We start from the raw sequence: 23,060 nt of genomic DNA, 5'->3' as shown, positions 1-23,060 counted from the left end.
CCCGCATGCCCGGTGGTGAACTCAACATCGCGCAACCACCGGACGTGCCCCGCGTGGTGCCCGGCAACCTGCTGGTCAAGCTGTTGCCGGTGGTCATGATCGTTGCGGTGTTGGGCATGGTCGGACTGATGTTCGCCACCGGTGGACGCAATATCGTCTCCAACCCCCTGTTCATGATGTTTCCCCTGATGATGCTGATGTCGATGTTCGGGATGTTCGCGGCCGGCGGACGTAGCGGTGGGAAGAAGGCGGCCGAACTCAACGAGGAACGCAAGGACTACTTCCGGTATCTGGCGCAACTGCGGGGCCAGGTCGACGAGACCGCCCGAGCCCAGCGCGTGGCGTTGTCCTGGAGCCATCCCGACCCGCGGTCGCTGGCCGAGGTCATCGGTGGCCGGCGGATGTGGGAGCGGCGTCCCACCGACAGCGACTTCGCCCACGTCCGTGTCGGTGTCGGCACGCAACGGTTGGCGACGCGACTGGTCCCGCCGGAGACCGGGCCGCTCGAGGACATCGAACCGGTGTCGATGGTGGCGTTGCGCCGGTTCGTCCGTACCCATTCGGCGGTCCACCGGCTGCCGACGGCGGTGTCGCTGCGGGGTTTCCCGGCCCTCAACATCGAGGGTGCCCGGCAGGATACCCGGGACCTGGTGCGGGCCATGGTGATCGAACTGTGTGTCTTCCACGGTCCGGATCACCTGCGGGTGGCCGTGGTGACTGCCGATCCGGTCGGCGAGGCATGGGATTGGGCCAAATGGCTCCCGCACGTGGGTCATCCGCGTCTGGCCGACGCCATCGGTCCGATGCGGATGATCTTCCCGAGCCTGGGCGATCTGGAGCTCGCGCTGGCCACCGACCTGTCCGAGCGTGGCCGGTTCAGCCGCTCGGCGCCACCCACCCCGGGCCGGCCCCACCTCGTCGTCATCATCGACGATGGTCTCATCGAGGGCGGCGAACGGCTGATCAACGATGCCGGGATGGAAGGTGTCACCGTCGTCGATCTCACGGCGCCCGCCGACGGTCTGGCCGCCAGACGTGGTCTGTCCCTGGTGGTTCGAGATGGCACGGTGTCCGCGCGGAGTGCATTCGGCGTCGAGGAGTTCGCTACGAGGGACGCGTTGTCGATCGCCGAGTGTGAGGCCGTCGCCCGACGTCTGGCGCGCTACCGCCTCGCGTCGGCGGCCAGCATCGCCAGCCTCGACGCGGAGGCCACCGCCGTCGACCCGGGTCTGCCCGCGCTGCTCGGCATCGACGATGTGTCGCGATTCGATCCGGCGTCGGGTTGGCGCGGACGATCCGGGCGGGAACGACTTCAGGTGCCCATCGGCTACACCCCGAACGGCTCGACCGTCGAACTCGACATCAAGGAGAGCGCCCACGGCGGTACCGGGCCGCACGGCCTGTGCATCGGCGCGACGGGCTCGGGGAAATCGGAGTTCCTGCGGACCCTCGTGGTGGCCCTGCTGGCCACCCACTCACCCGCCGAGCTCAATCTCGTTCTCGTCGACTTCAAGGGTGGCGCAACCTTTCTGGGTCTGGAGCGAAGCCCGCACGTGGCGGCGATCATCACCAACCTGGAGCAGGAGCTGGCGATGGTCGATCGGATGAAGGATGCCCTCTCGGGGGAGATGAACCGCAGGCAGGAGGTGCTGCGCTCGGCGGGGAATTTCGCCAACGTCACCGAGTACGAACAGGCCCGGCTGGCCGGGGCGCCCCTCGAACCGCTTCCGGCGTTGTTCATCGTCGTCGATGAGTTCTCCGAATTGCTCTCTCAGAAGCCGGATTTCGCTGAGCTGTTCGTCGCGATCGGCCGTCTGGGACGGTCCCTGCACATCCATCTGCTGCTGGCCTCGCAGCGGTTGGAGGAGGGGAAACTCCGTGGGCTCGATTCGCACCTGTCGTATCGGATCGGACTGAAGACCTTCTCGGCCAACGAGTCACGATCGGTGCTCGGCGTTCCGGACGCCTATCATCTGCCGAGCGTGCCGGGTTCGGCATATCTCAAGGCCGACTCCGGTGAACCGGTCCGCTTCAACACCTCCTATGTGTCGGGTCCGTATCACCCACCGGCGCTCGGCTCGCCCGACGAGTTCGGTGCGATCGACGGACGGGCTCCCCGCGCCCGCATGAAGGTCTTCACCGCGCTACCTGTGCCCTTGGATGGGCCGCCGCCACCCGAGAGTGCGCCGGTGGTGGGTTCGGTCCTCGACAATGCGGCCGCGTTGCTCGAGGAGACCCCACCGGCGACGCCGGTGCCCGATCATCTGGAGCCCGGTGCCGGAGTGCCGAATCCTGCTGCGCGGCACGGTGGGTCGGTGACGGTGCCCACGCTGCTGCAGACGCTGGTGGGACGTATCGTCGGATTCGGTCCGCCGGCTCACGAGGTCTGGCTGCCGCCCCTGGACTCCTCGCCCACCGTGGACGCACTCGTCGGCGACCGCGACTACTCCGCGCCCGCACCGCCGGGCGCACTGCGGGTGCCGATCGGCATCATCGACCGACCCTTCGATCAGCGGCGGGACGTGCACGTCCTCGATCTGTCCGCGGCCGCAGGCAATGTCGCGATCGTGGGTGGACCGCAGTCGGGCAAGTCGACGGCACTGCGCACGTTGATCGTGGCCGCGGCGGCCACGCACACACCCGAGCAGGTGCAGTTCTACTGCCTCGATTTCGGTGGTGGTTCGCTCGCCGGGGTGGCGGGGCTCCCGCACGTCGGGTCGGTGGCCACGCGCGCCGACATGGATGCGGTTCGTCGCACCGTCGCCGAGGTGGCCGCAGTCGTCCGGGCCCGCGAATTGCGTTTCGCGCGGGTCGGTCTGGAGTCGATGCAGGATTATCGACAGCGCCGGGCCGCCTGGGCGGGCACCGGACGGACCGACCCTGACGATCCGCTCGCCGACGACCCGCACGGCGACGTCTTCCTGGTGCTCGACGGCGTCGGCGTGCTGCGCGGCGAGATGGAATTCCTCGAGGAGCAGATCTCCATGATCGCCGCGCAGGGGCTGTCCTACGGTGTCCACCTGGTGATCACGGCCACCAGGTGGGCCGAGGTCCGGCCTGCGATGCGTGACCTCATCGGAAGTCGTCTCGAACTGCGGCTCGGTGATGCGATGGATTCCGAGGTCGGGCGCCGGGCCGCCGCACTTGTTCCGCACAACCGCCCGGGCCGCGGTCTGAGCCCGGACGAGATGCACCTGCTGGTGGCGCTGCCGCGGCTCGATGGCGACTCTTCGCCCGCGTCGCTCCCGGTCGGTGCGCAGATGGCGATCGACGCCATCTCGCTGGCCTACGGTGACCGTCGGGCGATGCGGGTACGCACGCTGGGCACCGAGATCCTGATGTCCCACGTTGCCGAACGCGTCACGGCCGAACGGGGATCACTGCCGGTCACTCAGGTGGCCATCGGCCTCGGCGAACTCGAATTGGCACCGGTGATACTGGATTTCGCCGCACAGCCGCACTTCATGGTGTTTGCCGACGTCGAGCACGGCAAGACGACGCTGCTGAGAACCATTGTGGCCGGCCTGGTTTCGGGTTCGACACCCGAACAGGTGAAGATCGTGCTGGTCGACTACCGGCGGACGATGCTCGGCCTGATCTCCGGTGACCATCTCGCCGGCTATGCCAGCTCCAACGACAACGCCACGGCCATGATGCGCCAACTGGCCGGCTACTTCACCCAGCGCCTTCCACCCGAGGACATCACGGTGGATGCGCTCAAGGACCGCAGCTGGTGGTCGGGCCCGGACGTCTACGTCATCGTCGACGACTACGACATGGTCGCGACGTCGTCTGCGAATCCGATGCTGCCCCTGCTGGATCTGGCCTCCCACGCCCGTGACATCGGGATGCACATCGTTCTCGCACGCCGATCCGGCGGCCTGGGGCGGGCGATGTTCGATCCGGTGATCGCCCGGTTGCGCGACCTGTCCTGCGACATGTTGCTGATGAGCGGTGACCGGGACGAGGGCTACATCACCGGACGCTCGCGATTGCAGCGACTCGTTCCCGGGCGCGGTGAACTGATCTCACGCAGCCGGCCGGCGGAGATGATCCAGGTCGGCATCTCCGATCAGGTGTCCTCGTGACCGCGACGACGGCGCCATCGCGAGCCGATCCGCCGGCGCCGGTGGTGTCCCGGCGGGCGACCGTCGTCGACCTCGCCTTCGGACAGGTGGTCCTCGGCGATGCGGGGGCGGGCCCGGATGTGTCCGCGCTGCTCAACGCCATCGACGCCGACACGATCGTCGTCGACGGTGTCGCCGCGCCGACCCCGGCGCGGTGGGCGGCGGTGATTGCGGCGATCGCCGAGTCGGTCGGATGGACTCCACTGATCCTCACCCACCCCAGCACCTGGGGATCTGTGCGCACCGGGGTGCTTCGCAGCGCCGCGGCGATGGTGCCGACCGACATCGACGTGCTGCCCCGCGCGGTGCAGATCGCCCGCACCCACGCCGACGTCACCGTCTCGCGGTGCGCGGTCGTGGAGACGACTGCCCTTCCCGACCATGACGACGGGCGCCGCTCTCCCCGGTGGGACGTGCAGCGGTTGCGCCGCATCCCGACCGGGTGGGAGATCGAGGCGAGCGGCATCCTGCGCGCGGTCGGCGACGCGACCGATTCCGCCGCGGTCGCGGCGGTGATCGACGACGGTGTCGAAGCCGTGTTCGTCGACGGGGCCACCGCGGCCGAGGTGACCCGAGCAGTCGACACCATCACCGACCACACCGTCGCCGGTCGGGTGGTGCGGGTCGACCGGCGCCTGGTCACCCGGCAGCCGTCGACGGCCGGCTCGGCGGGATCCGCCGCCACCGACCTGGCCTGGGCCGACGCCGCGGCGGAGCCGATGCCGAGTATCTCTCGCGCCGGTCGACGGCGGTGGGCCTGGGCCGCCGCGGCGATGGCCGCGGTGATCGTCGTCGCGGTCGCCGGGCTGGTGGGGCTCGTCCAGACCGACGAATCACCACCGCCCGCACCGCTGGCCGTCACGGTGGGCCGCACGTCGATGCTGATCCCATCCGCCTGGCACCGCGACGACCCGCCGGCAACGGGCTCGGCGCCGGCGTCACCGACGACCCGGTCACCATCCCAGTCACGCACCGTCTTCGTCGCCCCCGACGACGGCGCCCGGCTCATCCTCGTGCAATCGCCGGTCCGCGCCGGATCGACACCGGCGTCGGTGGGCGTGAGCATGGGTAACCGGATCGGACAGCGCGGCGACGACGTGGTCAGCGAGTTCTCGCCCTCGACCCGGTTCGCCGGCCGGGATGTGATCAGTTACCGCGAGGCACCGGCGTCCGGCGCACCGATCCGCTGGTACGTCCTGGTCGAACATGATCTTCAGGTCAGCATCGGATGTCAGGCGGGCACCGGCGGCCAATCGGTGGACGGGCCCTGCGTGCAGGCGGTTGAATCGGCCCGGATCGCCGCCCGATAGTTCCCGCTCTGGTGCCCTTACCGGCCAGCTCAGACGGCGTTTTGACCCTGATGGGCCGCTCCCGTACTCTGGATCGCTGGTGCGTGGCACCCTCATGCCGTCGTGGTATGCGGGTAGTCGAGGCCCGGGTCCCCACTGGTCGCCGGAACAACCTCTGCCATCGTGCCTGACCAGCACCGATCACAGACAAGTTGAGGACCAACTGTGCCTACCTACACCCCGAAGGCCGGTGACATCACACGCACGTGGCATGTCATCGACGCCACCGACGTGGTGCTCGGCCGGCTGGCCGTGCAGAGCGCGAACCTGCTCCGCGGCAAGCACAAGCCGACCTACGCCCCGCATGTCGACGGTGGCGATTTCGTCGTCATCATCAATGCCGACAAGGTCGCCCTGACCAGCAACAAGGCCGAGCGCAAGCTGAACTACCGGCACTCCGGGCATCCGGGTGGCCTGAAGGTCCAGACGACCGCCGAGCTGCTCGAATCCAACCCCGAGCGCGTGGTCGAGAAGGCCATCAAGGGCATGCTGCCGCACACCAAGCTGGGACGCGCGATGGCGTCAAAGCTCAAGGTGTACGCCGGCCCGAATCACCCCCACGCCGCGCAGCGGCCCGTCCCCTTCGAGATCAAGCAGGTGGCCCAGTGACCAACGAGAACATTTCCGACGAGGCCGTCGAGGCCGCCGTGGAGAATGCCGCCGAGGCCCAGGCCGCTGCCGGTGACGACACCGCTGCCGCCGAGACCGCCGTCGAGCAGGCCGTCGAGGCCGTCGAAGAGGTCGAGGCCGCTTCCGACGACTACGACGCCGACACCGATGTCGTCGCCGAGTCGGCCGTGGATCGTGCGCCGGTCGTCATCGACCGCCCGATCCAGACCGTCGGCCGCCGCAAGGAGGCCGTGGTGCGGGTGCGTCTGGTTCCCGGTTCGGGCCAGTTCACCCTCAACGGCCGCACCATCGAGGAGTACTTCCCGAACAAGGTGCACCAGCAGCTGATCAAGGCCCCGCTGGTCACCGTCGAGCGCACCGAGTCGTTCGACATCTACGCCAAGCTCGTCGGTGGCGGCCCCTCGGGCCAGGCCGGTGCGCTGCGTCTGGCCATCGCCCGTGCCCTCATCGAGGTCACCCCGGAGGATCGCCCGGCCCTCAAGAAGGCCGGCTTCCTGACGCGTGACCCGCGTGCGGTCGAGCGCAAGAAGTACGGCCTGAAGAAGGCCCGCAAGGCGTCGCAGTACTCCAAGCGCTGACTTGGCACGCCTCTTCGGAACCGACGGCGTCCGAGGCCTGGCCAACGCCGAGCTCACCTCCGAGCTCGCGTTGCGCCTGGCCTCGGCCGCCGCGTTCGTTCTCGGTACCGGCCCACGCCCCCGCGCGGTGGTGGGTCGCGATCCCCGCGCCTCCAGCGAGATGCTCGAGGCCGCGGTCTGCGCGGGACTGGCCGCCTCCGGCGTCGACGCGATCCGGGTGGGTGTGCTGCCCACCCCGGCGATCGCATTCCTGACCGCCGACTACGGCGCCGCCTTCGGTGTGATGATCTCCGCATCGCACAACCCCATGCCCGACAACGGCATCAAGTTCTTCGGCGCCGGCGGACACAAACTCGACGACGAGATCGAGGATCGCATCGAGGCCGCGATGAACGGTGACCTGCCGCGCCCGACCGGTGCCGGCGTGGGTCGACTGTCCGACGCGCCGGACGCCCAGGACCGCTACGCCCGTCACCTCGCCGCCGCGATCGATGTGCGACTCGACGCGCTGACCGTCGTCGTCGACTGCGCGCACGGCGCCGCCTCACATGTGGCGCCGCACGTCTACGCCGCCGCGGGTGCCACGGTCATCCCGATCCACGCCGATCCCGACGGCATCAACATCAACGAGGACTGCGGCTCCACCCACATGGGTAAGCTGCAGGCTGCCGTGCTCGAGCACGGCGCCGACCTCGGCCTGGCCCACGACGGTGACGCCGACCGCTGCCTGGCCGTCGACTCGACCGGCCAACTCGTCGACGGCGACCACATCATGGCGATCCTGGCGAGCGCCATGCATCGCCACGGGCGTCTGCGGGACGGTGTCCTCGTCGCCACCGTGATGAGCAACCTCGGACTGCACATCGCCATGCGCGAGGCCGGAATCGCGTTGCACACCACCGCCGTCGGCGATCGGTACGTGCTCGAGGAACTACGCCGCGGTGACTACTCACTCGGCGGCGAACAGTCCGGGCACATCGTCGTCCCCGGCTCCGGGACCACCGGCGACGGCATCCTCACCGGTCTGCTGCTGATGGCCGAAATGGTGGAGAGCGGCACACGTCTGGCCGATCTGGCCGGCGTCATGACGACGTTGCCGCAGGAACTGATCAACGTGCGGGTGGCCGACAAACACGCGGTCGCCGTGGCGGTCTCGGTGACCGAGGCGGTCACCGCGGCGGCGGCCGAGCTCGGCGATCAGGGCCGAATCCTGTTGCGGCCGTCGGGAACCGAACAACTCGTACGGGTGATGGTGGAAGCGCCGACCGCCGAACTGGCACACGCCATCGCGGCGCGTGTCGCCGACGTCGTCGCCACCGCGGGTGCCTGAGGCCGCGGGTGATGAGCGGCGCACCGAAGGCCGTCCTGTTCGACTTCTCCGGCACCCTGTTCCGGTTCGAGGCTCGTGACGAGTGGTTCGCCGACCTGCACGACGAGCATGGTGAGCCACTGCACGTCGACGCCCAGGCCGAACTGATGCGCCGGATGACCCAGCCCGTCGGGCTGCCCGCCGACATCGTCGACGATGATCGGATCGCCTGGGAACGCCGCGATCTCGACCCCGAACAGCATCGCCGCGCCTATCTCGCGGTGCTCCGGGCATCCGGACTGCGTACTCCCGGGCACGCCGAATCGCTTTACGAACGTGTCCTCGACCCGCACTCGTGGGTGCCGTTCGGTGACACCACCACCGTGCTCACCGGACTCGCCGCTGCATCGGTGCCGGTCGGCGTGGTCAGCAACATCGCCTTTGATCTCCGGAAAGTCTTTGCCCTGCACGGACTTTCCGACACGATCGGTGCCTTCGCGCTGTCGTATGAGGTCGGCGCCATCAAACCCAACCCACGGATCTTCCGCGCCGCCCTCGAACCGCTCGGCGTGCCGGCCTACGACGCGCTGATGATCGGCGACAGCGCCGAAGCCGACGGCGGTGCCACGCGCATCGGCTGCGCCTTCGAACTCGTGCACGACGTCCCGGTCGCCGGGCGTCCGAGCGCATTGACCGACGCCATCCGGGCGCACGGCCTGCTGCACTGAAGTACCGGTAGTTGTGGATTCCTCCGGCACAGATGGGGGATCGTGGGTCACAATCGTCTGACGACGGGAGGGGGACCACGTGGAATCGTCGAATGTCGCGGTCGATGCGGATGAGGTGGCCGAGGTGATCGCGTTCTACCGGCGTGCGTCGCACGTGTTGACGGCCGCCACCGATGACCTGACCGCGCACGACTTCGGTGCGTGGAGCAGTAGCGGGTGTGGCGACCTGCCCGATCACGCGGTGGCCGACAACCTCGGCGTACGGGTCGGCGAGATGGGCCGCGCGCTCGCACAGGGCCTCGCCGCGCAGGCCGCATCGGCGGCCCGGCTGGCCGACATCCTGGCCCACGGCCTGGCGACGCTCGCCGATGCGGATGCCGAGGCGGCCCGGGTGGTGGCCGCATCCGCCGATCCGGAGCCGGCGTCCTGATGGTTCGGGAGCCAGAAACCCTTGCGGCGCTGCGTGATCGGGCCGTCGCGGGTGTGGAGGACCTGGTGACGGTTCTCGGCGTCGGGCGCACCATCGGGGTGACGGTGCCCGCCGACGACGACGTTCGCACCACACTGCGTGAGGTCGGGACCCTCGACCTGGCCCGGCTGTCCGCCGATGCGCATCGCCTGCAGACCGTCCACCGGGTGGTCGCCGATCTGTGGCATCGGCTCCCCGAACAGCAGGTCCGACTCGATCACGCCTGGTCGTCGGGTGCCGGTGCGGTGGCGATGACCCTGGCCGTCGACCATCAGCGGCGCGCCGAGGCCGATCTGCAGGCTCTGCGTTCGGTCGCCGACGCGACGGCCGCGGCGGCGTCGGGAATCGATCAGGTCCTTCGCACCTGGTATCTGACCGTCGCGCGACTGTCCACGCCGCTGATCGCCGGTGTCCCGCCGGGCGAACTCCCCGCCGCCGTCCTGTCCGGTCGGGTGCCCCTGACCGTCGTCGCCGCCGACATCGGCGCTCGAGTGCGTCTTCTGCACACCACGGCCGATTCCACCCGCACCGGGATCTCGGCCATCCTCGAGCAGCTGGCCACCTCGGTCGGCGCCTGGTCACCGCCGTCGAACGCGCGGGCGGAATCGGGTCTGGCGGGTGCGGGCGGTACGGCCGATGGGTACGAACCCGGCGACCGCGGCAGTACGGTCGCGGTGCACACCGGTGACGACGTCATCCACGGCGTCGGCGGTGGCATCGACGCGTCGGCGGTGGGGCACCCGACCCCGAAGGACATCGAGACCCCGAACGACATGTCGGCAGACGTACCGCTGACACTCACGGCGCAGAAGTCAGAAGTGGCCGTTCCTGACGAAACATCCGGTCAGGCAACAGATTCCGGTGTCATATCCAAGTCCGGGCAACCCGGCCAAGCGCTGGGAGGTCACGCGCCGATGCCGCCTTCTCCGGCACCATCCCCGTCGTCGACGCTTCCGGAATCCGACCTCGCACTGGCGGGTGATCAGTGAACGCCGCCGAGCAGATCGAGATGATCGCGCGCCGGACCGTCGCCACGGTGACCGCGGAGTCACGCCGGTTCAGTGAGGCGACGCTGCGTCTGGCCACCGAACTCGGCGAACACCAGCAGATCCGCCGCAACGAGGTCGCGGACCTGCGCACCGAACTGCAGGCCGCGGCGGACGCCTGCGACACCGCCACCCCCCGAATCCTGCTGCCCGCGGACATGTCCGAGGCCAGTCCCCATCGGGGCCGTCCGAACGCATAGGCTGTCACACGTGCCCGGCAAGAAGCGTTCCCGCAAACCTTCCACGCCCCCGGTGAAGCTGATGAAGGAGCTGACCCGGCGAGGTCCGCATCGCGTGCTCGCCGGTGGTCTCGGCATCGTCGGCATCGAGGGTCGTGTATTCGCGCCCGCCGACGGCACCCGACGACCCGTGCTCGCCTTCGGGCACGGCTGGCTCACCGGGGCCGGTCGCTATCGCGACTTCCTCTATCACCTCGCGTCCTGGGGCTTCGTGGTCGCGGTACCCGAGGGCCAACGCGGACCGTTCGCATCCGACGTGGGTCTGGCCGCCGAGATGCGCTCGGCGGCCACCATCGTGTCCTACGCGCCCCTCGGCGACGGCACCGTGACCGCGGATCCGGCCCGCATCGGCTTTCTCGGCCACGGCTTCGGGGCCGCGGCCGCGGTGATCGCGGCCTCCGACGAGGTCGTCCTCGGCCAACCGGCCGTGTCGACGTCGGGTGTGGTCGCGATCTTCCCCGCGCCGACGACCCCGATACTCCCGGCCGCCGCGGCGCAGGTCCGCGCGTCCGGTCTGGTTCTCGCGGCCGGTACCGCCCTCGACACGTTCGACGCCAACGCCCGCCCGCTGGCGCAGGCCTACGGCGGTGATGTGGTCTTGCGCACCCTGCCCGGGGCCACCAGCAAGGGATTCCTCGAACACCGCTCACCGAAATCGCTGCTCGGCATCAACGGTGCCGACAGGGTGACCCACACGCAGGTCCGCGCGCTGACGACGGGCTTTCTGCTGCATGCGGTGGCCGGTGACGACCGCTATGCCGGGTTCGCCGATGCCTCGGAAGTCATCAAGAAGACCGTGGTCAGCGAACCGTCGGAGACCCCGGAGGGCGAGCTGGATCACGTGTCACGGTTGTTGGGCGCCAAACCGCGCAATCAGCGTGGCCGGATCGCCCGCAGAATCCCGGTACCCTGACCTTCTATGTGTGGAATCGTCGGATATGTGGGCAGCCGTGATGCCCTCGACATCGTGGTGGAAGCACTGCGACGGATGGAATACCGCGGATACGACTCCGCCGGGGTCGCGATCCTCGACGGCCGTGGTCACACGGCGGTGGAGAAGAAGGCCGGCAGGCTGGAGAACCTCGACAAGCAGATCGCCACAGTGGGACGGGAGTCGCTGGCCGGGACGACCGGCATGGGACACACCCGCTGGGCCACCCACGGGCAGCCCACCGACCGCAACGCGCATCCACACGTCAGCACCGACGGCAAGATCGCGGTGGTGCACAACGGCATCATCGAGAACTACGCCCCCCTGCGGGCCGAACTCGAGGATGCCGGCATCGAGTTCCGCTCCGACACCGACACCGAGACCGCGGTCCACCTGATCGAGCGGGACTACGCCCACGGCGCCACCGCCGGCGACTTCGTGGCCAGCGCGTATGCCGCCCTGAGTCGGCTCGAGGGGGCGTTCACGCTCGTCTTCACCCATTCCGACCACCCCGGCACCATCGTCGCCGCGCGACGATCCACCCCGCTGGTGGTGGGCGTCGGCGACGGCGAGATGTTCGTCGCCTCGGATGTGACGGCGTTCATCGAGCACACCCGTGACGCCGTCGAACTCGGGCAGGACGAGGTCGTGGTGATCACCGCGGACAGTTTTACCATCACCGACTTCGATCAGAATCCGCAGGCGGGCAAGCCTTTTCACATCGATTGGGATCTCGCGGCCGCAGAGAAGGGCGGCTACGACTTCTTCATGCTCAAGGAGATCGCCGAGCAGCCCGCCGCGATCGCCGACACCCTGCTCGGTCACCTCGACGAGGGGCGGATTGTGCTCGACGAGCAGCGGCTGACCGATCAGGATCTCCGCGACGTCGACAAGGTCTTCGTGGTGGCCTGCGGCACCGCCTACCACGCCGGCATGCTCGCCAAGTACGCCATCGAACACTGGACCCGACTTCCCGTCGAGGTGGAACTGGCCAGCGAGTTCCGCTACCGCGATCCGGTGCTCGACCGATCCACCCTGGTGGTGGCGATCTCACAATCCGGTGAGACCGCCGACACCCTGGAAGCGGTCCGGCATGCCAAGACGCAGAAGGCGCGGGTCCTGGCCATCTGCAACACCAACGGCGCGCAGATCCCCCGCGAGTCCGACGCGGTGCTCTACACCCACGCCGGCCCCGAGATCGGGGTGGCCTCCACCAAGTGCTTCCTGGCGCAGATCGCCGCCGCCTATCTGGTGGGGCTGGCGCTCGCGCAGGCCCGCGGCACCAAGTATTCCGACGAGGTCGCCCGCGAGTTCGCGGCGATGGAAGCGATGACCGATGCGGTCCGTGACGTCCTCGGCACCATGGAACCGGTCCGGGAGCTCGCCCGATCGCTGGCCCACCACAACACCGTGCTGTTCATCGGTCGCCATGTCGGCTTCCCGGTGGCCCTCGAGGGTGCGCTGAAGCTCAAGGAACTCGCCTACATGCACGCCGAGGGTTTCGCGGCCGGCGAGCTCAAGCACGGACCGATCGCCCTGATCGACGACGGCCTGCCGGTGATCATCGTGATGCCGTCGGCCGACGGTCGTGCCGTGCTGCATTCGAAGATGGTCAGCAACATCCGTGAGATCCAGGCACGAGGTGCGCGGACCATCGTCATCGCCGAACCCGACGATGACTCGGCTCGCGCCGTCGCCGATCACTTCATCCCGATCCCCAAGACGCCCACGCTGCTGCAGCCGCTGGTCTCCACCGTCCCGCTGCAGGTGTTCGCCGCCAGCGTCGCGCAGGCGCGCGGCTACGACGTCGACAAGCCCCGCAACCTGGCCAAGTCGGTCACCGTCGAATAGGCAGCCATGCCGGTCACCTACGTCACCGCCGAACGGGTCCGCGAGGCCGAACGCGCGACCGGCGACCTGCTGACGAACGGCACGCTGATGCGCCGCGCGTCGCACGGGGTGGCGCAGGCGGTGATCGACGAGTTCACCCGCGCGGGTGGCTGCCACGGGCGCCGCGTCGGGGTGGTCGTCGGCGCCGGTGACAACGGCGGAGACGCCCTCTACGCCGGGGCCGCGCTCGTCCGTCGAGGCGTCGCGGTGAGTGCCCTGCTCCTCGCGCCCGGCAAGGCCCATCCCGGCGGGCTCGCCGCGCTCCGCCGAGCGGGCGGCCGCGTCGTCGACGTGCTGCCGACGGGGCTCGACGCGATCATCGACGGTGTCGTCGGCATCGGTGGTCGGGGACCGTTGCGCCCGGCGGCCGCGGCGGTGTTCGCCGCGCTCGACCCGCGCACCCTGGTGGTGGCCGTGGACCTGCCATCGGGCGTCGACGCCGACACCGGAGCGGTGAATACACCGGCGGTGCGTGCCGACATCACCGTCACGTTCGGGGTGCGCCGCCACGTCCATCTGCTGGCCGCCCCGCAGTGCGGGCGGGTGGTGCTCGTCGACATCGGGTTGGCGCAGGACGCCGAGGGGGAGCCGACGGCGCCCGGCGCGGCAGTCGCGACAGGGGCCACCCATCTGTATGCGCTGACCGAAACCGACATCGCCGAGAGCTGGCCGGTCCCCGGGCCGCACGACGACAAGTACACCCAGGGCGTCGTCGGCATCATCGCCGGTTCGCATCGGTATCCGGGGGCGGCCATCCTGTGTTCGGGTGCTGCGGTGTCGGCGACCTCCGGGATGACGCGGTATGTCGGCTCGGCCCACGCCGAGGTGGTCTCACACTTCCCCGAGGTCGTCTCCGTCGCCGATCTCGCCGACTCCGGGCGGGTGCAGGCGTGGACGATCGGGCCGGGGGCCGGCACCGACGACGCCGCGCTGGAGACCCTGCGGACCGTCCTGGCGACCGATCTTCCGGTGCTGGTGGACGCCGACGGCCTGACCCTCGTCGCCGATCACCACGACCTCGTCGTCGGCCGGGACGCACCCACCCTGCTGACCCCGCACGCCGGTGAATTCGCGCGATTGACCGGTGAACCCGTCGGCCCCGACCGCCTCGCCGCCGTGCGGGAACTGGCCCGACGCTGGGGTGTCACGGTCCTGCTCAAGGGCCGGATCACCCTCGTCGCCGAGTCCGATGGGATCGTCTACGGCAACGATGCCGGGTCATCGTGGGCGGCGACCGCAGGCGCCGGTGACGTGCTGTCCGGGATCGCCGGATCGCTCCTGGCCGCGGGACTGCCACCGGCGTGGGCCGGTGCGGCCGCCGCGCGGGTCCACGCACACGCCGCCGCGCTGGCCTCGCGGGGAGCACCCATCGGGGCGTCGGCGCTGCTCGGGGCGCTGCGCCCGGCGATTCGCGACCTGCTGACCTCACACGGTCGTGAGCACGAGCAGCGACGGTAACGCCCTCGGGCCGGCCGGCCGATCGAAGCGGCTTCGTTCCAGGCGCGCATCGTGGTCGGCGTCACGATGGGATGCAGAGTGACGGACCAGCCACCGTGACCGTCACCTCGGTCGGCAGAGCACTCCGCATCATCTGGGACAATGGACGCCGATGAGTACCTCAGCGCTGACCGCAACCATCGACCTCGACGCGATCGCCCACAACGTGGGCGTGGTACGTGCGGCGTCGGGGGCCGGTGTGATCGCGGTGGTCAAGGCCGACGCCTACGGGCACGGTGCGGTCCCGGTGGCACGCGCCGCCCTGGCCGCCGGGGCGAGTGAACTCGGGGTCGCCGTCATCGGCGAAGCGCTCGACCTGCGTGCGGCCGGCATCGACTCGCACATCACCGCGTGGTTGCACACAAACTCGGCCGACTTCTCGGCGGCGATCGCCGCCGATGTCGATCTCGCGCTGTCCTCACGCAGGCAACTCGCCGCGGTCCTCGATGCCGCCGCGGCCACCGGGTCCACCGCCACCGTCACAGTCAAGCTCGACACCGGGCTGGGACGCAGCGGCGTGGCACCCGACGAATGGGCGGACTTCGCCGACGATCTCGCCAAGGCGGTCGCCGATGACGCGGTCCGGGTGCGGGGCCTGATGTGTCATCTCGCCCGCGGAGACGAACCCGATCACCCGTTGAATTCGCTTCAGGCGCACCGGCTCGAAGAGGCACGCGATGACCTGGCCCGGCTCGGTGCCGCACCGCAGGTGATGCATCTGGCGAATTCGCCTGCGGCACTGACTCGTCCCGATCTGGCCTACGACCTGGTCCGGCCGGGTATCGCGCTCTACGGCGGTGTCCCGATCCCCGGACGTGACTTCGGACTGATCCCGGCGATGACCCTGACCGGGGAGATCGCGCTGGTCAAACGGATCCCGGCGGGACAGGGCGTGTCCTACAGCCACACCTGGGTGGCCGAACGGGACACCACCATCGCGGTCATCCCGGCCGGTTACGCCGACGGGGTACCCCGCCTGGCGTCCGGGCGGCTGCGTGCCCGCATCAACGGCCGGGACTTCCCGCAGATCGGCCGGGTCTGTATGGATCAGATGGTCGTCGACCTCGGACCCGGCGGTGGGGACAGCGCAGGGGGCGACGTGCGCGAGGGGGATGTGGCCGAACTCTTCGGCACCGGTGCCGACGGCGGCCCGACGGCGCAGGAATGGGCCGAGACCATCGGCACCATCGACTACGAGATCCTGTCGCGTATCGGTGGCCGCGCCGCCCGGGTGCACCGATCATCGGTATCACCGAGCGCCCACGGCACGGTGGCGGGCGATACGGCGGTGACCGCACACCAGGTGGCCGGACATTCAGCGACGGGGGATCGCCGATGAACACCACCGAACGATTCGGTGTGGCAGCGGGTTTGGCGGGTGTGGCGGCACTCGGCGGCCTCGTGGCCTCGGGCGCCGCACGCACCGCGGTCACCCGCAGACGGATGGCCCGCGGTGACGATGCCTATGCCGGAATCGATTTCACCACGATCTATGACGATCCCGCCGCGACGGTCACCACCGACGACGGTCTGGCGCTCGCGGTCCGGACCGTCGATCTCGGCGGTCTCGAACCCGGACAGACGCCGGAGTTCACCGTGATCTTCGCGCACGGGTTCAGCCTGCGGATGGCGAGCTGGCACTTCCAGCGTTACGACCTCGCCCGGCGGTGGGCCGACCGGCGAATCCGCATGGTGTTCTACGACCAGCGTGGGCACGGAGCCAGTGACGCCGCACCGGCCGAGGAGTGCACCATGGCGCGCCTCGGTGACGATGCCGCCACCGTGATCGAGGCGATGGCACCCGCCGGACCGGTTGTCCTCGTGGGACATTCGATGGGCGGTATGTCGCTGATGAAGCTGGCCGATCGGCATCCGCGCCACTTCGGACCGGACGGCCGGGTGGCCGGGGTCGCACTCGTGGCCACGGCCGCGAGCGGACTGACCGAGGCCGGACTCGGTCGCGTACTTCGCAATCCGCTGCTCGACGCCTTCGCCCTGACAGCTCGGCACACCCCCCGCGTCATCCAGGCCGGACGGGACCTGACCCGCCTCGCACTCGAACCGGTGCTGGTGGAGGCGAGCTTCGGGCCGGACTTCCACAGCCCGGCCGCCGGCCGTGCGGTGGAGAAGATGATCCAGAACACGCCCATCACCACCGTCGTGAATTTCCTCGGCGCGCTCGAACGCCACGACGAGATGCTGGCACTGCCGATCCTGGCGCAGGTGCCGACCGTGGTCGTCTGTGGCGACGCGGACAAGATGACACCGCTGCCGAACTCCTTGCGCCTCTACGGCGAACTCGGTGCCGATTCGGTGATGGAGGTCGTCGACGGTGCCGGGCACATGGTGCTGATGGAGGAACCCGATCGGGTCACCGACGCGATCGATCAACTCCTCGACCGTGCCCGGGTGGCGCTGCCGCAGCCACCCCGTCGGTGGTGGCAGCGGCGCAAGGTGCGCGCATGAGTACCGAGGTGCAGACCCGCGAGCTCCCCGACGTCACCGACACCGAGAGCCTGGGAGAGTCACTGGCACATGGCCTTTCGTCCGGCGATCTGGTGATTCTGGACGGTCCGCTGGGCGCCGGGAAGACCGCGCTGGCCCGGGGTATCGCCCGCGGACTCGGCGTCGTCGGCAGGGTCTCGTCGCCGACGTTCATCATCGCGCGCGAGCACCGCCCGGGCGGCGACGGGCGGCCCGGAATGGTGCACGTGGATGCCTATCGGCTCGGCGGTCTGGAGGAACTCGACGCCCTCGATCTCGACACCGATCTCGCCGACGCCGTGGTGGTGGTCGAGTGGGGTGAGGGGGTGGCCGAGCGACTCGCCGACCGTCATCTGCTGGTGCGGTTGACCCGCGATCCCGATACCGACGTCCGGCTTGCCGAATGGGGATGGGTGAATCACCAATGAGCACAATCACTTCGCGTGCGCAGACGCCCGATGCCGCAGGGCTCACCGTGCTGGTCATCGACACCGCGACTGACACCGTGGTCACCGGGGTGGCGAGGTGCCACCCGACTGGCGAGGTCGAGGTACTCGCGCAGCGGGCGAGTGCCGACGGTCGGCGCCACGCCGAGATCCTGACCACCCTGATGGTGCAGTGCCTGGACGAGGCGGGAATCGGTCGTGATCAGATCGACGCGGTGGTCGTCGGCACCGGTCCAGGACCCTTCACCGGACTGCGGGTGGGTATGGCTACCGGCGCGGGTTTCGCCGACGCCCTGGGCATTCCGGCGTACGGGGTGTGTTCGCTGGATGCGATCGCCCGCGAGACCGCTCGTGCGGTGCCGGCGGCGGCGGTGCTGGTGGCCACCGACGCGCGTCGCCGCGAGGTGTACTGGGCCCTCTACGGGCCGGGCGGGCACCGCCGCGTCGGGCCCGAGGTCACCGCACCCGCCCACGTCGCCGATCTCATCGACGGTGGACCCGCCGCCGTCGACGCGGTGGGTGGCTCCGCCGATCATCTCCGCCTGATCGGTTGGGCCGGAAGCGATCCGGTGATCTCGGTGCCGACGGTGGCAGGCCTCGTCGAGGCCGCACGGGGTGACCTCTACGCCGATGCCGGCCCGGGACCCCTGACGCCGCTGTACCTGCGCCGGCCCGATGCGGTCGAACGCAAGGATCAGCGGCCCAAGACGGTGAGCGCCCCGTGACAGGCGAGACGGTGACAGGTGCGCAGGTGACCGGCGGCGGGATCATCGACGCGCTGGAGTATTCGGACATCCCGCGGTGCGCGGCGTTGGAACGCGAGATGTTCAGCGAGGATTCGCCGTGGCCCGCCGCGGCCTTTCGCGCCGAACTCAACGCACCGTACAACCGGTATTTCGCCGCCCGGGACGAGCGCGGTGCGCAGGTGGTCGGCTATGCGGGGATCTCCGCCCTCGGATCGCCGGGCGATCACGAATGCGAGATCCACACGATCGCGGTGGCACCGACACATCGAGGTCTCGGATACGGACGCGGCCTCCTCGCGTCGATGCTGGCGGTCGCCGATGGCCTCGACGCACCGGTCTTCCTGGAGGTCCGCGTCGACAACGGCACCGCGATCGCACTGTATGAACGCAACGGTTTCGTGACGTCGGGCGTTCGGTGTGGCTATTACCAGCCGTCGGGAGCAGATGCCTACACGATGATCCGTCCGCGACGGTCCGAGCAGCCGCAGGTGCGGTCGGCCGGTGCGCCGAGCGACGTGCACGGCGGTAGGAGTGAACAGCCATGATCGTGATGGGGATCGAGAGTTCGTGCGATGAGACCGGGGTCGGCATCGTGCGGTGGGAACCCGGTCTCGGCGACGAGCCCGGACGTGCGGTGCTGCTCGCCGACGAGGTGGCATCGAGCGTCGACGAGCACGCCCGCTTCGGGGGAGTGGTGCCCGAGATCGCGTCACGCGCCCACCTCGAGGCCATCGTCCCGACGATGCGGCGCGCCCGCGAGACGGCCGGAGTCAACCGTCCCGACGCGATCGCGGTGACCATCGGACCAGGCCTGGCGGGTGCACTCCTGGTGGGGGTGGCCGCGGCGAAGGCCTATGCGCTGGCCTGGGATGTGCCGCTGTATGCGATGAATCATCTCGGCGGGCACGTGGCGGTCGACACGCTCGAACACGGTCCGATGCCCGAATGCGTGGCACTGCTGGTGTCCGGTGGACACACCCATCTGCTGCACGTGACCGACCTCGCCGAACCGATCGTCGAGTTGGGCACCACCGTCGACGATGCGGCGGGTGAGGCCTTCGACAAGGTCGCCCGGCTCCTCGACCTCGGGTTCCCGGGTGGCCCGGCACTGGACAAGGCTGCCGCACACGGTGATCCGCACGCCATCGAGTTCCCGCGCGGAATGACCGGCCCGCGCGATGCCCGCTACGACTTCTCCTTCAGTGGGGTGAAGACGGCGGTGGCGCGGTATGTGGAAAAGTGCCGCCGCGACGGCGTGGAGGCGTCGATCGCCGACGTCGCCGCCTCGTTCCAGGAGGCCGTCGCGGATGTGTTGACGCTCAAGGCCGTTCGGGCCTGTCAGGATCTGGGTGTGAGCACCCTGGTGCTCGGTGGCGGGGCGACCGCGAATTCGCGTATCCGGTCGCTGGCCGCGCAGCGGTGTGAGGCCACCGGCATCACCCTGCGGGTTCCGACCCCGCGACGGTGCACCGACAACGGCGTGATGATCGCGACCCTGGGCGCTCATGTGATCGCCGGTGGGGCGCAGCCGTCGCCGCTGACCGTGGCGACCGATCCCGGGTTGAGCGTGCAGCTCTCGCAGGTCTGACCCGGCAGGACTGTCTCGGCGGGACCGACTCGGCCGGTCCGAGTTACCTCGCCTACTGGGTTACCGCGCCTACTGGGTTACCGCGCCTGCTGAGTTACCTCGCCTGCTGGGTTACCGCGCCTGCTCGCGGAGCAGGTCCGGGCAGCCGACGCACAATTCGGCCAGGATGCGGCGTTGGGTGGGGCGGGCCTGGTCGTAGCGGGTGATCCCGGCGGGGGTGAGTGCGGCGAACACCGATCGGCGATCGGTCGCGCACATCGTCCGGTGCACGAGGCCGTCCTTCTCGAGTCGGCCGACCACACGCGACAACGCGCTCTGCGTCAGGTGCACCTCGCCGGCGAGGTCGTTCATCCGCAGCGAGTGACCGTCGGCGGCGCAGAGTTGTTCCAGCACTTCGAATTCGCTGGCCGTGAGCTGGTGCCGGTCCTGAAGTTCGCGGTCGAGGGTGCACTGGATGCGGTGGAAACGGATCGAGAGGTCGTGCCAGGCGGCTGCCAGATGATCGGCGGCCGTGTCATCGGCGGCACCCGGTTGCCCGGTGTTGTCGATCGCGGCGGTCGGCTCGGGCGCCCTGCTCATGACTGCATGCTAGCACCGCGCGGGATTCGCATGCAAGAGAAAATTATGTGAGATCAATAGATGCACAAACATTAAATGTATATGCATATACTTTGCTCATGACGCAGACAGATCCGCATGTGATCGCGCATCAGGAGGCGCTCCGCGCGCCAGAGATCAACCCGTCCGACCACGTCGCGGCCGGCCACATCACCTCGGGAGGTGGGTGGCCGGCGCGTACCTGGATACTGCTGGTGGTGCTGGCGGGGGCGTTGTTCCTCGACGGCCTGGACATCTCGATGGTCGGCGTCGCCCTGCCGTCGATCGGTGCGGACCTGGGGATGGGGCAATCCGCGTTGCAGTGGATCGTGAGCGGATACGTTCTCGGCTACGGCGGTCTGCTGCTCCTGGGCGGGCGGGTCAGTGATCTACTCGGCCGACGACGGGTCTTTCTGGTGGCCCTGGGCGTGTTCGGGGTGGCGTCGGTGATCAGCGGGCTCGTCGACGTCGACGGGGTGATCGTCGGATTGCGGTTCGTGAAGGGGGCGGCCGCGGCGTTCACCGTGCCCGCCGGTCTGTCCATCATCACCACGACCTTCGCCGAAGGTCCGGCCCGTAATCGGGCACTGAGCATCTACACGGTGTGCGGTGCGAGTGGATTCTCGCTGGGTCTGGTCTTCGGTGGACTGCTGACGGAGTGGTCGTGGCGCGCGACGCTGATGTTCCCGGGTCCGGTTGCGTTGGCGCTGTTGGTGATCGGTATGCGGGTGATCCCCCGCGGCGAGCGCACGCACTTCCGGTGGGCGCAGTTCGACGTGCTCGGTGCAGTGGCCAGTACGGCCGCTTTGCTGCTACTGGTGTTCGGGGTGGTGCGGGCCCCGCAGGTGGGCTGGGGTGCGCCGGCGACGATCGGGGTGTTCGCGGCGGCGGTGGTGGCCGGTCTGCTGTTCGTCGTGGTCGAGGTGCGGCACCGGCATCCGCTGATCCGGCTCGGCATTCTGCGGTCGACCCTGCTGGTGCATGCCAATGTGTCGGGTGCGTTGATGTTCGGCGGGTACGTGGCCTTCCAGTTCGTGGTGACGTTGTATCTGCAGGATGTGTTGGGGTGGTCGCCACTGATGATGGCACTCGGGTTCCTGCCCGCCGGACTCATCGTCGCGGCCAGCGCGGTGCGGATGGACCGGGTACTGGACCGGGTGCCCACGCCGGTCCTGATGATTTTCGGGTTCGCCGCATTCCTCGGCGGCTACCTCTGGTTCGCCCGCGTCCAGCCGGGGATGGGGTACGCGGACTTCCTGCTGCCCACCATTATCCTGCTCGGCATCGGCTTCGCGCTGACCTTCCCGTCGGTGACCGCCCAGGGCACCAGTGGGGTCGACGACGACGAGCAAGGCCTCGCGTCGGGGCTGGTCAACACCAGCGTGCAGATCGGGGGTGCGGTGATGCTGGCCGTCATCACGGCCATCCTGACCAGTTCCGCCGAGCCGGCCCGCCCGGGAGCGCTGCTCGGTGGGATGACGACCCCGATCTGGGTGGTGAGCGCCTTGTCGGTGGCGGGGCTGATCGGTGCGGTGGGCGTGGCCTGGTGGAGTCGCCGGATCCGGGTACCGTCGACGACGTCGGCGCCGGATGTCAGCGCCGATGCCGACCGTGGGCGGGAGCTCTGCGGCCAGGTCTGAACTTTTGCACCCACCAACCTTGAGTGCTGGCACTCGCATGTATAGAGTGCTAGTAGGCACTGTGTTGTGAACCTCGGCACCCGCGACGACGAGGTTTGTGGCAGAGCCCCAAGTGCAGGACATCTGCAACAAATACATCGATTTCTCAGACGAGGAAGTTGAGGACTCACATCGTGGCGAGCGTGAACATCAAGCCGCTTGAGGACAAGATCCTGGTACAGGCCGTGGAGGCCGAGACGACCACCGCGTCGGGCCTGGTCATCCCGGACACCGCCAAGGAGAAGCCGCAAGAGGGCACCGTCATCGCTGTCGGCGAAGGCCGCGTGACCGAGCAGGGCAACCGCGTCCCGGTCGACGTGAAGGAAGGCGACACCGTCATCTACAGCAAGTACGGCGGCACCGAGATCAAGTACGCCGGCGAGGAGTACCTGATCCTGTCGGCGCGCGACGTGCTCGCTGTCATCGGCAAGTAAGAGATCACGAGGTCTCTCGTGTCTTTCTCCGCCCCGGTACCCCTGAAAGGGGTGCCGGGGCGGAACTGCTGAGAGAGCCGACAGACCAACAATCCGATAGCAAAAAAACGTCACCACCTATTTGCGCCGCACCGCCATACAAGGAACACGCGCGCGAGCGTGGTGAGTGGAGCGAACACGCCACCACCGCCGGTTTGCGCTGCGCCGCGATGCCGGCGGAGCCCGTAAGCGGGTGGAGTGAAAGAACCGTAACCACCGCCTGTTTGCGCCGCGCCGCGATGAGGAGGAGTCCG

21 protein-coding genes are annotated in these 23,060 nt (G+C 69.1%); 20 read left to right on the top strand and 1 reads right to left on the bottom strand.

Annotated elements, in window-relative coordinates; all coding sequences use genetic code 11:
* Positions 1-5 precede the first annotated feature (5 nt).
* The 18 genes from eccCa to tsaD all read left to right on the top strand — a co-directional run bounded on the left by eccCa (position 6) and on the right by tsaD (position 20,057).
* Complete coding sequence (gene eccCa / locus ACWETB_RS10120) at positions 6-4,088, top strand: type VII secretion protein EccCa (protein WP_452210988.1); 4,083 nt, start codon at positions 6-8, stop codon at positions 4,086-4,088.
* Entirely contained in the window at positions 4,085-5,437 is a 1,353-nt protein-coding gene (locus ACWETB_RS10115; protein ID WP_452210918.1) for a type VII secretion-associated protein, read from the top strand. The genes eccCa and ACWETB_RS10115 overlap by 4 nt, the downstream gene beginning before the upstream one ends.
* A gap of 204 nt (positions 5,438-5,641) precedes the next feature.
* The gene (gene rplM, locus ACWETB_RS10110) at positions 5,642-6,085 is read left to right on the top strand and encodes a 50S ribosomal protein L13 (protein ID WP_348802675.1); all 444 of its coding nucleotides are present in this window, start codon (positions 5,642-5,644) and stop codon (positions 6,083-6,085) included.
* Positions 6,082-6,684 (top strand): 30S ribosomal protein S9, encoded by a 603-nt coding sequence (rpsI, locus tag ACWETB_RS10105; RefSeq protein ID WP_452210916.1) that lies wholly within the window; start codon positions 6,082-6,084, stop codon positions 6,682-6,684. Before rplM ends, rpsI begins: the two co-directional genes overlap by 4 nt.
* 1 nt (position 6,685) lies before the next feature.
* Complete coding sequence (gene glmM, locus ACWETB_RS10100; protein ID WP_449743634.1) at positions 6,686-8,014, top strand: phosphoglucosamine mutase; 1,329 nt, start codon at positions 6,686-6,688, stop codon at positions 8,012-8,014.
* A gap of 11 nt (positions 8,015-8,025) precedes the next feature.
* The gene (locus ACWETB_RS10095) at positions 8,026-8,721 is read left to right on the top strand and encodes an HAD family hydrolase (protein ID WP_449743635.1); all 696 of its coding nucleotides are present in this window, start codon (positions 8,026-8,028) and stop codon (positions 8,719-8,721) included.
* 79 nt (positions 8,722-8,800) lie between these two features.
* Positions 8,801-9,151, top strand: a complete 351-nt coding sequence (locus ACWETB_RS10090) for a hypothetical protein (RefSeq protein ID WP_449743636.1) — start codon at positions 8,801-8,803, stop codon at positions 9,149-9,151.
* Entirely contained in the window at positions 9,151-10,179 is a 1,029-nt protein-coding gene (locus ACWETB_RS10085) for a hypothetical protein (RefSeq protein WP_452210914.1), read from the top strand. The genes ACWETB_RS10090 and ACWETB_RS10085 overlap by 1 nt, the downstream gene beginning before the upstream one ends.
* The gene (locus ACWETB_RS10080) at positions 10,176-10,436 is read left to right on the top strand and encodes a hypothetical protein (RefSeq protein WP_452210912.1); all 261 of its coding nucleotides are present in this window, start codon (positions 10,176-10,178) and stop codon (positions 10,434-10,436) included. Before ACWETB_RS10085 ends, ACWETB_RS10080 begins: the two co-directional genes overlap by 4 nt.
* Positions 10,437-10,446: 10 nt before the next feature.
* The gene (locus ACWETB_RS10075; protein WP_452210910.1) at positions 10,447-11,388 is read left to right on the top strand and encodes an alpha/beta hydrolase; all 942 of its coding nucleotides are present in this window, start codon (positions 10,447-10,449) and stop codon (positions 11,386-11,388) included.
* A 6-nt stretch (positions 11,389-11,394) separates the two neighbouring features.
* Positions 11,395-13,257: a glutamine--fructose-6-phosphate transaminase (isomerizing) gene (gene glmS, locus ACWETB_RS10070; RefSeq protein WP_452210908.1), complete on the top strand. Its 1,863-nt coding sequence runs from the start codon at positions 11,395-11,397 to the stop codon at positions 13,255-13,257.
* 6 nt (positions 13,258-13,263) lie between these two features.
* Entirely contained in the window at positions 13,264-14,754 is a 1,491-nt protein-coding gene (locus ACWETB_RS10065) for an NAD(P)H-hydrate dehydratase (protein ID WP_452210906.1), read from the top strand.
* A gap of 151 nt (positions 14,755-14,905) precedes the next feature.
* Positions 14,906-16,132, top strand: a complete 1,227-nt coding sequence (alr, locus tag ACWETB_RS10060) for an alanine racemase (protein WP_452210904.1) — start codon at positions 14,906-14,908, stop codon at positions 16,130-16,132.
* Complete coding sequence (locus ACWETB_RS10055; protein WP_452210902.1) at positions 16,129-17,259, top strand: alpha/beta fold hydrolase; 1,131 nt, start codon at positions 16,129-16,131, stop codon at positions 17,257-17,259. Before alr ends, ACWETB_RS10055 begins: the two co-directional genes overlap by 4 nt.
* On the top strand, positions 17,256-17,705 hold the full coding sequence (tsaE, locus tag ACWETB_RS10050; RefSeq protein WP_449743644.1) for a tRNA (adenosine(37)-N6)-threonylcarbamoyltransferase complex ATPase subunit type 1 TsaE: 450 nt from the start codon (positions 17,256-17,258) through the stop codon (positions 17,703-17,705). The genes ACWETB_RS10055 and tsaE overlap by 4 nt, the downstream gene beginning before the upstream one ends.
* Positions 17,702-18,448 carry a tRNA (adenosine(37)-N6)-threonylcarbamoyltransferase complex dimerization subunit type 1 TsaB gene (tsaB, locus tag ACWETB_RS10045; RefSeq protein WP_449743645.1) on the top strand — a complete coding sequence of 249 codons (747 nt, stop codon included), beginning with the start codon at positions 17,702-17,704 and terminating at the stop codon, positions 18,446-18,448. Before tsaE ends, tsaB begins: the two co-directional genes overlap by 4 nt.
* Complete coding sequence (gene rimI, locus ACWETB_RS10040) at positions 18,445-19,014, top strand: ribosomal protein S18-alanine N-acetyltransferase (protein ID WP_452210899.1); 570 nt, start codon at positions 18,445-18,447, stop codon at positions 19,012-19,014. Before tsaB ends, rimI begins: the two co-directional genes overlap by 4 nt.
* Positions 19,011-20,057, top strand: coding sequence for a tRNA (adenosine(37)-N6)-threonylcarbamoyltransferase complex transferase subunit TsaD (gene tsaD / locus ACWETB_RS10035; protein ID WP_452210897.1), 1,047 nt, complete (start codon positions 19,011-19,013; stop codon positions 20,055-20,057). The genes rimI and tsaD overlap by 4 nt, the downstream gene beginning before the upstream one ends.
* Before the next feature lie 111 nt (positions 20,058-20,168).
* Here tsaD and ACWETB_RS10030 read toward each other — a convergent pair whose 3' ends face one another.
* A complete protein-coding gene (locus ACWETB_RS10030) occupies positions 20,169-20,636 on the bottom strand; it encodes a MarR family winged helix-turn-helix transcriptional regulator (protein ID WP_449743648.1) in 468 nt (155 codons plus the stop codon).
* Positions 20,637-20,734: 98 nt separating this feature from the next.
* Here ACWETB_RS10030 and ACWETB_RS10025 point away from each other — a divergent pair, with 98 nt between their 5' ends.
* Entirely contained in the window at positions 20,735-22,294 is a 1,560-nt protein-coding gene (locus ACWETB_RS10025; protein WP_452210895.1) for an MFS transporter, read from the top strand.
* Between the two features lie 173 nt (positions 22,295-22,467).
* Entirely contained in the window at positions 22,468-22,767 is a 300-nt protein-coding gene (groES, locus tag ACWETB_RS10020) for a co-chaperone GroES (RefSeq protein WP_006334733.1), read from the top strand.
* Positions 22,768-23,060: the final 293 nt, after the last annotated feature.

The sequence above is a fragment of the Gordonia sp. NPDC003950 genome, assembly GCF_053605205.1.
The sequence above is the reverse complement of the archived record's forward strand: the minus strand, read 5'-3'. Positions and strand labels throughout refer to the sequence as shown.

Bases quoted from the DNA above. Each gene is read 5' to 3' on its own strand.
- eccCa (WP_452210988.1), top strand. From the start codon at position 6: ATGCCCGGTGGTGAACTCAACATCGCGCAACCACCGGACGTGCCCCGC.
- ACWETB_RS10095 (WP_449743635.1), top strand. From the start codon at position 8,026: ATGAGCGGCGCACCGAAGGCCGTCCTGTTCGACTTCTCCGGCACCCTG.
- ACWETB_RS10085 (WP_452210914.1), top strand. From the start codon at position 9,151: ATGGTTCGGGAGCCAGAAACCCTTGCGGCGCTGCGTGATCGGGCCGTC.
- glmS (WP_452210908.1), top strand. From the start codon at position 11,395: ATGTGTGGAATCGTCGGATATGTGGGCAGCCGTGATGCCCTCGACATC.
- ACWETB_RS10065 (WP_452210906.1), top strand. From the start codon at position 13,264: ATGCCGGTCACCTACGTCACCGCCGAACGGGTCCGCGAGGCCGAACGC.
- alr (WP_452210904.1), top strand. From the start codon at position 14,906: ATGAGTACCTCAGCGCTGACCGCAACCATCGACCTCGACGCGATCGCC.
- ACWETB_RS10055 (WP_452210902.1), top strand. From the start codon at position 16,129: ATGAACACCACCGAACGATTCGGTGTGGCAGCGGGTTTGGCGGGTGTG.
- tsaE (WP_449743644.1), top strand. From the start codon at position 17,256: ATGAGTACCGAGGTGCAGACCCGCGAGCTCCCCGACGTCACCGACACC.
- tsaB (WP_449743645.1), top strand. From the start codon at position 17,702: ATGAGCACAATCACTTCGCGTGCGCAGACGCCCGATGCCGCAGGGCTC.
- tsaD (WP_452210897.1), top strand. From the start codon at position 19,011: ATGATCGTGATGGGGATCGAGAGTTCGTGCGATGAGACCGGGGTCGGC.
- ACWETB_RS10030 (WP_449743648.1), bottom strand. From the start codon at position 20,636: ATGAGCAGGGCGCCCGAGCCGACCGCCGCGATCGACAACACCGGGCAA.
- ACWETB_RS10025 (WP_452210895.1), top strand. From the start codon at position 20,735: ATGACGCAGACAGATCCGCATGTGATCGCGCATCAGGAGGCGCTCCGC.